Source organism: Subtercola boreus (assembly GCF_003399625.1).
Lineage (GTDB): Bacteria > Actinomycetota > Actinomycetes > Actinomycetales > Microbacteriaceae > Subtercola > Subtercola boreus_C.
On sequence record NZ_NBXA01000051.1, the window covers coordinates 1 to 7,181 of the forward strand.

At 59.3% G+C, this 7,181-nt stretch carries 9 protein-coding genes and 1 pseudogene; 2 read left to right on the top strand and 8 right to left on the bottom strand.

Annotation, left to right across the window (positions count from 1 at the left end):
* Positions 1-176 (top strand): annotated as a pseudogene (locus B7R21_RS18660) (IS256 family transposase); the annotation flags it as partial.
* 16 nt (positions 177-192) lie between these two features.
* Here the strand turns inward: B7R21_RS18660 and B7R21_RS18665 are convergent.
* The 4 genes from B7R21_RS18665 to B7R21_RS20810 all read right to left on the bottom strand — a co-directional run bounded on the left by B7R21_RS18665 (position 193) and on the right by B7R21_RS20810 (position 2,626).
* Positions 193-471, bottom strand: a complete 279-nt coding sequence (locus B7R21_RS18665; RefSeq protein WP_116284763.1) for a hypothetical protein — start codon at positions 469-471, stop codon at positions 193-195.
* 167 nt (positions 472-638) lie between these two features.
* The gene (locus B7R21_RS18670) at positions 639-1,487 is read right to left on the bottom strand and encodes a helix-turn-helix domain-containing protein (RefSeq protein WP_116284764.1); all 849 of its coding nucleotides are present in this window, start codon (positions 1,485-1,487) and stop codon (positions 639-641) included.
* Positions 1,488-1,708: 221 nt separating this feature from the next.
* A complete protein-coding gene (locus B7R21_RS19850) occupies positions 1,709-2,290 on the bottom strand; it encodes a hypothetical protein (protein WP_147305974.1) in 582 nt (193 codons plus the stop codon).
* A 27-nt stretch (positions 2,291-2,317) separates the two neighbouring features.
* Positions 2,318-2,626: a hypothetical protein gene (locus tag B7R21_RS20810; protein ID WP_253259911.1), complete on the bottom strand. Its 309-nt coding sequence runs from the start codon at positions 2,624-2,626 to the stop codon at positions 2,318-2,320.
* Between B7R21_RS20810 and B7R21_RS21040 the strand changes: the two genes are divergently transcribed.
* A complete protein-coding gene (locus tag B7R21_RS21040) occupies positions 2,516-2,737 on the top strand; it encodes a hypothetical protein (RefSeq protein WP_367379420.1) in 222 nt (73 codons plus the stop codon). The genes B7R21_RS20810 and B7R21_RS21040 overlap by 111 nt on opposite strands.
* 295 nt (positions 2,738-3,032) lie before the next feature.
* Here the strand turns inward: B7R21_RS21040 and B7R21_RS19855 are convergent, their stop codons facing one another.
* The 4 genes from B7R21_RS19855 to B7R21_RS18700 form a co-directional block, all read right to left on the bottom strand.
* On the bottom strand, positions 3,033-3,752 hold the full coding sequence (locus tag B7R21_RS19855; RefSeq protein ID WP_147305975.1) for a hypothetical protein: 720 nt from the start codon (positions 3,750-3,752) through the stop codon (positions 3,033-3,035).
* A 427-nt stretch (positions 3,753-4,179) separates the two neighbouring features.
* The gene (locus tag B7R21_RS18690; RefSeq protein WP_116284768.1) at positions 4,180-5,928 is read right to left on the bottom strand and encodes an IS30 family transposase; all 1,749 of its coding nucleotides are present in this window, start codon (positions 5,926-5,928) and stop codon (positions 4,180-4,182) included.
* Between the two features lie 95 nt (positions 5,929-6,023).
* Entirely contained in the window at positions 6,024-6,266 is a 243-nt protein-coding gene (locus B7R21_RS18695) for a hypothetical protein (protein WP_116284769.1), read from the bottom strand.
* Positions 6,263-6,916: a recombinase family protein gene (locus tag B7R21_RS18700; RefSeq protein WP_116284770.1), complete on the bottom strand. Its 654-nt coding sequence runs from the start codon at positions 6,914-6,916 to the stop codon at positions 6,263-6,265. The genes B7R21_RS18695 and B7R21_RS18700 overlap by 4 nt, the downstream gene beginning before the upstream one ends.
* Positions 6,917-7,181: the final 265 nt, after the last annotated feature.

A 7,181-nucleotide genomic window follows, 5' to 3' on the forward strand; every position in this document is an offset into this window, starting at 1 on the left:
CGGTCCGCGCCAGGGGACATTTCCCCAATGAGCAAGCCGCACTGAAATGTGTCTACCTGGCCGTGATGAGCCTGGATCCGACCGGCCAAGGGCGGGCCCGCTGGACCCAACGATGGAAGGCCGCGCTCAACGCGTTCGACATCACTTTCAACGGCCGACTCACCGTCGGACGCTAACCCACAACAACACTAGTTACACCGAATTCTTGACAGACCCCACCCTCGCCTCGTCTGGCACATCGACGATCGACAGGTCGACATCCCCGTAGGCGCCGGTTTCGACCCGGGGTCCGAGGGTGGCGATATTCAATTGCGTGAGGGCCGGCACGCTGATGCGAGCCGCGCCTCGCGCGGCATCCACCGCATCACGAACAAGGAAGAAGACCGAGACCCCTACCGCCGCGACAGTTAGAGCCATTCCCACCAGCAGGGCGACCCGCTCCATAACCCTCAGGCCCCTCAAGAGAACCACATCCGCATTCATGCCCACCCCATATTTATTGATAATCAATAAATATGACGCTACGGAGGTCCGAGAGCGACGTCAAGCACGGCGCGCAGGAAACTACCTGACGGCGGCTCTCGCGGGGAAGCCCAGCATTGGCTGATGGTCCTCACCTCCGATACGTGTCCTTCTGCTCAATCGACGGCTAGCCTGATCGCCTCGGGAAGATCTTGCTTCACAGGTTCGTGGTGGAGCGCGATGAGTTGGGCGCGAGACCTGACATTGAGTTTCATCAACACGCTGCTGACATGGCTCTTCACGGTCGACTCTTCGATGCCCGCCGTTATAGCTATCTCCCGGTTGCTCATGCCAGACACCACAAGACGGTAGATCTCGGCCTCCCTCGCCGAGAGGCTCTCTGGAGGCGCAGTTTGCACGCTGCCGTTCACCGTCGGTGCTTGAACACCCGGCGTTCCGGTAGTCAGGTAGCGGCGGAGCGTAGAGCCAATACGCCAGGCTGCAAGACCCACAAGAATTCCGACAACTGTCGAACTCGCGAAGCTTTGTGCGACCTCGATGGACTCCCATGGCTTCCCGTTGGTCGTTCCGTACAGTCCTGACAAAGACAGGAAGGGCAGAGTCAAAAGTGCGGCCACCACGACGGCGTAGGCGGCAAGAATCGGAATCAGGATCCGTTTGAGATACGTGCTTGCATACAGTCCGATGCCGAGCGCCACTGCCGGGAGCATGAAGTATGCGGTCCAGCTCGTCTGCCCGAACCGGGTCGGCCAATAAAGAATCTGCAACGCGAGCAGCGCCCCAACAAGAACGATCGACCAGACTGGGCGGACACGCACGACCGCGATGGCAACAGCGAAGCCTGCGGCCATCAGAACCGCATACGGACTAGTCGCAGAAATATCTGACCGCTGCGAAACGTAACTCACAATCGTTGATTGATTAGACGCGTACCAGAAGCAGAAGAGGCCGACGGCCAGGACGGGCTCCACGAACACGCGGAGAATCTGTTGCAGAGAGACCATGACGCCAACCTAAATGCTCGGCCCGGCAATCGGAAGATGAATCTCCAACGTCGCGACTAAAGGAGGGCCGCGCTCCTCCCAAAGTCGAATGCCAAAGGACGGACCTCAAGCGGACAGGTTCGATTAGATTCGGTTGCGAATTAGCTGTCGCGGTGTCCACGTCTTCGAGCGCGTTGGTAGTGGTTCGTTTCGGTGCGGAGGATGCTGCAATTTCTTGCGTCTTACAGTTCCTTGTACAGCTGGTTTCCGTTGGCGTCCGGGTAGAACAGGCCGATCCCGGACACGCTCGGTATACGCTCGTCGGTTCCGAAAAGCGCACGCACCCGGCTGCCATCGGCTTGGTCTTGAACGGCAACCGCCAGGAAGGTACCGGCCGGCGAAGTGGTCAGCTGATATCCGGTGATGAACGCTGCGGCTTGTACGGCGCCGATTTGCACTCTTGTGCCATCTGAAACAGGGTTCACCGCTGGCAAGCTGACGCTTTTCATTCCGGATATTGATGAGGGTATCGAGGTGGAAGAGGAGGAGATCGTGGGCGTGGTCTGAGTGGTTGTTGAGGGGAGCAGGCTCGCTGTGAGCTGGACGTCGGATATTCCGGTGGCTTGAACGGTGGCTTGAACGGTGTCGAACAGGGCAAGAGGGCTTGCCGCTGTTGTGCTGTATACCGTTACCGGGAGGGTGTTGCTGTTGTCTGGTAGGGCGATGGATGTGATGTTGACGGAGGGGATTTTGAGGAGCGCGTCGGAAAGGGCCAGATGGGCGGCGTTGTCTTGCCCGGAAACACTAAAGAGGACGAAGACCATGTTCTTGATGTGAACTTCAGCGAAGACCTATTCACCGGGTTCGGCGTGAGTCAATTCATCGGAAATCTGGTTGAGCAGTGTGAGGCGGTTGTTACCTGTGAGCCCGTCGACGGTTTCGACTGTCAGGTAACCGGTGAGAGGGGTGCCTGACCCGGCAATTGCTGCTTCCGGGCCTGGCTGAGGGAGCGTGGGATTGCCGCGACGATCCCTGAGAGAGACGATCAGATCGCGCACCGCCGGAAGAAACGTGGACGTCCGATCGATTTCGGTGACGAGCAGAAGACCCGCTACCGCGGCCGCAACGTCGTGGAACGCTGCTTCGAGAAACTCAAACAATCGCGCGGCATCGCCATGAGATCAGACAAAACCGCCCGCAACCACCACGCCGGACTCTGCCTCGCCGCGACCCTCCACTGGCTCACCAGCGGCATTAGCAACACGCCCTAGTAACAACTACTTCGAGTCGTCACGCCCCATCAACCGATCTCCCTGAGCATTTTATCTAGGTCGTCTGACTTGTTCAGATTTTTTTCCTGGAGTGCTTCTTCATGAAGTTCGCGTCGACGCGGTCTGACCCGACTTAGCAAGGCGAACAACAGTGATCCGATGAGCGCGGCTGCCGCTATGAGGAGGGTCTTTGTCGTCGAGTCAACACTGTCGTCGAGGACCACCGTAAGGAGAAGGACAACACTTAGGATATACAACCCCACCGAAATGTTTCGCATATTTTCCTCAAAATTACCTAAGCGGTGCGGGAGACAATGCCGCTGGATTTCTTCAGAGTAGTCGGATTTCCGTTGTATGACACCCCGAACCCTGCGAAGCTGGCGGTGACTCCTATCACTGAGCCGCCGTCTTGGTTATGTTCGTACGTGAACGCTCCTCGCACGGTGGTTGGTCCACATGGGAATTGATTCATCTGGGTCATGACGTATCCGTGATCAACATTGAGCTTGAAACCGGAAGCAGCATCCCGCAGGCCGACAATGGGAGCATTAGTGACTCCCAAACCAGAGTCATATAGGTAACTTGCCTGCGTTACGACGTTGTCGTAGGTGTAAGTTTTGCTCAATGTGTTATTAATCGATACGCAACTCGAGTCGATCGACAGACGATTCGAGGCAAAGTCGTCGGGAGCTGACCCGTTCACGTAGTCGTCGCGAAAGTTCCACGTTCCGTAAGCGGCGAATTGGACGGAGCCCGTGTTTGGCCTCGGGATGAAAGTGAATGCCACTGAAAAAGCGTCGACCGGTACTGCCCTCTTAGCGGACAAAGATTTTGACTGTAATGGAGCGTTAGACGGCAGGGCAGCCTTGCGGTTTAGAATCGCTTGCGCCTCACGCCCTGAATAGCTTTCGGCGCTGCCGTCGATACTCACCGATAGAGGCTTGGCCTGGTATAGCCGATTCGTGAGAGATTCGATTCCGGCGAGATCATTGGGATGTTCGTCAACGTAGGCCATTACTTCGCTCCACAGTTTGTCTGACTGGGCAGGGGAGTACACGGGCTCAGAGTTGGCGGCCGAGGCTGCATTTGCGGCCGGGGCGGCTGCGGTGGCGAGCCCGAACCCTACGACAATCGCGCAGAAACCGGACATAAATTTTCGAGACATGATTCCCCAATCAGTTGGCTGACGACGGTAACCGACCTCTTCGTCTCCTCGTAGGATCCTCCAATATGTTGGGCGACGAAAGTCGGCCGAATGGAGGACACCACCACACCGGGAGAAGCTTGAGTAAAGTCCGCGTATGAGCACCAAAAGCATCGTCATCGTTCATTGGGAGTTCCGTAAGACCCGTCCGGTGACATTCCCGCTCACGGTGCGGCGGATTCTCTTGGTCGACGCAACGTTTGAGTGTTTGTGTGGGCGGGTGCCCGTTGTTTGCAGGTTATCGTGCGGTGAGGTTGGGCGTGTTGCGTTCTGTTTTTAGTCGGGCGGCGGGGGTGTCGTAGTTCAGGTTTTTCCGGGGTCTCTGGTTGAGCTCTCGGGTGATCTTGGTGACGTGGTCTGCGGTGTGGACGCTGAGGTCGGTGCCCTTGGGGAAGTACTGCCGGGCTAGGCCGTTGAAGTTCTCGTTCGCACCACGTTGCCAGGGGCTTGCTCGGTCGGCGAAGTAGACCGGGACTCCGGTGGCCTGGGTGAGTTTTGCGTGCGAAGACATCTCGACGCCTTGGTCCCAGGTGAGGGTTCGTTTCAGGTGTGTTGGGAGGGTGTCGAAGACGCGGGTGACGGCTGCGTTGACGCTTGCTGCGCTGTGGTCGTCGGGCAGGTTGACGATGACTCCGTACTGGGTTTTCCGTTCGCGGAGTGTGACCATCGCGGATACGGAGCCGAGTCCGACGATGAGGTCGCCTTCCCAGTGGCCGGCCTGGGTGCGGGTTTCGACTTCGGCGGGACGTTTGTGGATGGGGGTCATGTTGATGATCCTCGAGCCGCGTCCGAGGCGGCGTTGCCAGCGGGTCTTGCGGATCCGGCGGCCGGTGCGGAGTTTGTTTGCGTAGCGTTTGTGCAGGCCCTGGCCATCGCGGAGTAGCAGTGCGCGGTAGATCGTTTCCGGGCACAGTCGCATGGTGAGGTCGTTGGGGTACTGCTTTCGCATCCAGCCGCAGATTTCGTCCGGGGACCAGCAGCGGTTCAGTTTGCGTTGCACCAGGAGTCGAAGCGGTGTGTTCGCGACGAGTTTTCGTTGTTTTGGGCGGGAGCGTTGTAGGCGGGCGTCGTGGTCGGCGGTCGCCGGTAGGTACCGGCCGTGCGCCCGGTGCCGGTGTAGCTCCCGGGAGATGGTGGAAGGTTGCCGGCCGAGTTCCGTGGCGATCTGACGCATGGAGTGTCCGAGTCGGAGCAGGTCGGCGATCTGGAGTCGTTCCCGTCCATCGAGGTAGCGGCCGGCGTTGGGTGGGCGGATCAGGCTGGGGATGGTGAAGTGTGCACGTTTGCGGATTGATCGTCCGTTGGCCTCGGTCATTCCCAATAGTCTGCAGGCGTCCGCGTTGCTGAGGCCGTCGCGCATGAGCTGCCAGTATTTGTCGTTTCGTCCTTTGAGTCGCAGCTGGTTGGCGGTCGGGGTTCCGCGCACCCGGTTGACGTACCGTGTCGATGAGCGCGTGGCTTTGTGCTGCGCTGCCCGCTCAGCCCCAGCAGTATGTCGCAGCCGGTTCACTCGGCGCTGCTCAAGGGCACGAGCTCGAGGGCCGTCGATTCTGAGTTGACTGCCGCATTTCCGGACGCTGACGCCCGATCCGCGGAGCTGATCAAATCGTTTGCCAATCCAACGGTACGCAGTCGACCGGCCGACACCGACAGCTTTCGCAGCGACCAGGAGGTGCTCACCGCGGTTGTAGGTGATCCAGAACGTGCTTTCAATATTGGGTTCGTGCCGGAGGTGGTGACGGTCATTGGTGCCGAGGACGTCTGCTTCCCAACCCATTAAACGGGCGGTGGTGAGGTTCAGTTCGGTCGTCGCTTGTGCGGCCGTTTTGCCTTCGCGGCGCAGCGTCAAGTACCGCCTCCGAAGCCACCGATATCCGACTTCCTTATGAACGCCGGCATCGCGGGCGGATGAACTGAGACTCCGGCCTTCTTTGATCGACGCCAGAAACCGGATCGCAGCTGGTGAGGTCACGGATAGATAAGTCATCGAACCACCTAGAAAGTAGGTGTTGCTTCGATCGATAGATTCCCGGGTGCGTCAAACGGAGCACTGCTACTAGCCGTTGGGGCAGCGACGTGGGTTTAGTCGGGGATGGGTGGGCATCCGCCGTCGGGGTGGTGGAGGGTGTGCATCCAGAGCATGGCGGTGTCCGCACGTTCGAGAGCTGCAGCTGCTATCTCGATCGCGACCCGAGAGTCATGCCAGTCGGTGTTCCAGCAGTCTTCGGCCATCACGATCCGGCCCGCGTCGCCGAGCCGACGCAGCCGCCGCAGCGACGCGCGGATGTCCTCACGGATCGCGTCCGCGCTCACGGGCTCGGTCATGCCTTCACCTTCGATGCGACCGGTCCCGCCTCAGCCTGAAGATGAGCGTCTTCACCCAGGGCAGGTAGCTCATCTGTGGCTGTGGCTTGCTCGTACCTATAGAAGGTAGCTCTGGACCAGCCGACGAGCCGGGCAGCGTCAGCGGCGGTCTTGCCGCCCTTCCGAGCGCCACGCACGATCTCGAGCTTCTCGGCGATCACCTTCGGGTCACTGGCCGGTCTGCCGAACCTGGTACCGGCCGCCTGGGCGACAGCGATGCCGGCGTTGACGCGTTCGATGATGAGTTCTCGTTCGTACTCGGCCAGGGTGCCGAGCATTCCGAGCATCATCCGGCCGGTCTTCGTCGACGGGTCGATACCGTCCGACACGGACTGCACGTTAATCCCGGCCTGTTGCAGCGACTTCACCGTGTTCAAAACATCGATCAGTGACCGGCCTAGCCTGTCGATTCGCCAGACGACGACCGTGTCGCCCTCGACGGCATGATCCAGTAGTCGGCTCATCGCTGGCCTGGTCGCAGCGACCTTCGTTCCTGACATGACGTCGGAGAAGATATCGCGCTGCTGGACACCGATCTTTATGAGCGCATCGATCTGCAACTTTGCATCCTGCGCCGCGGTGCTGACGCGCGTGTACCCCAATAGCCTCATAGCGCCCATCTTGCCTCGAGAAGTCCCAAAAACTGGATTGAGACACGCCATGCTATGAGATGAGTTTCCAAGACAGGAGACAACCGCGAAATTCCGCGGATCAAGGAGGCCGTTTCTTGGGGGAGTGGGGTGCCTCAAAAACCTTTAGCTATTCGAGGCATCCCACTGCGACCAACGCTTCTACGCCTGTACCTGCCACGGTGAGCGATCCACGCTGCCAGCGCACATACCCTGATCGCGCTAGGGCCTTCGCATTCAATGGGGC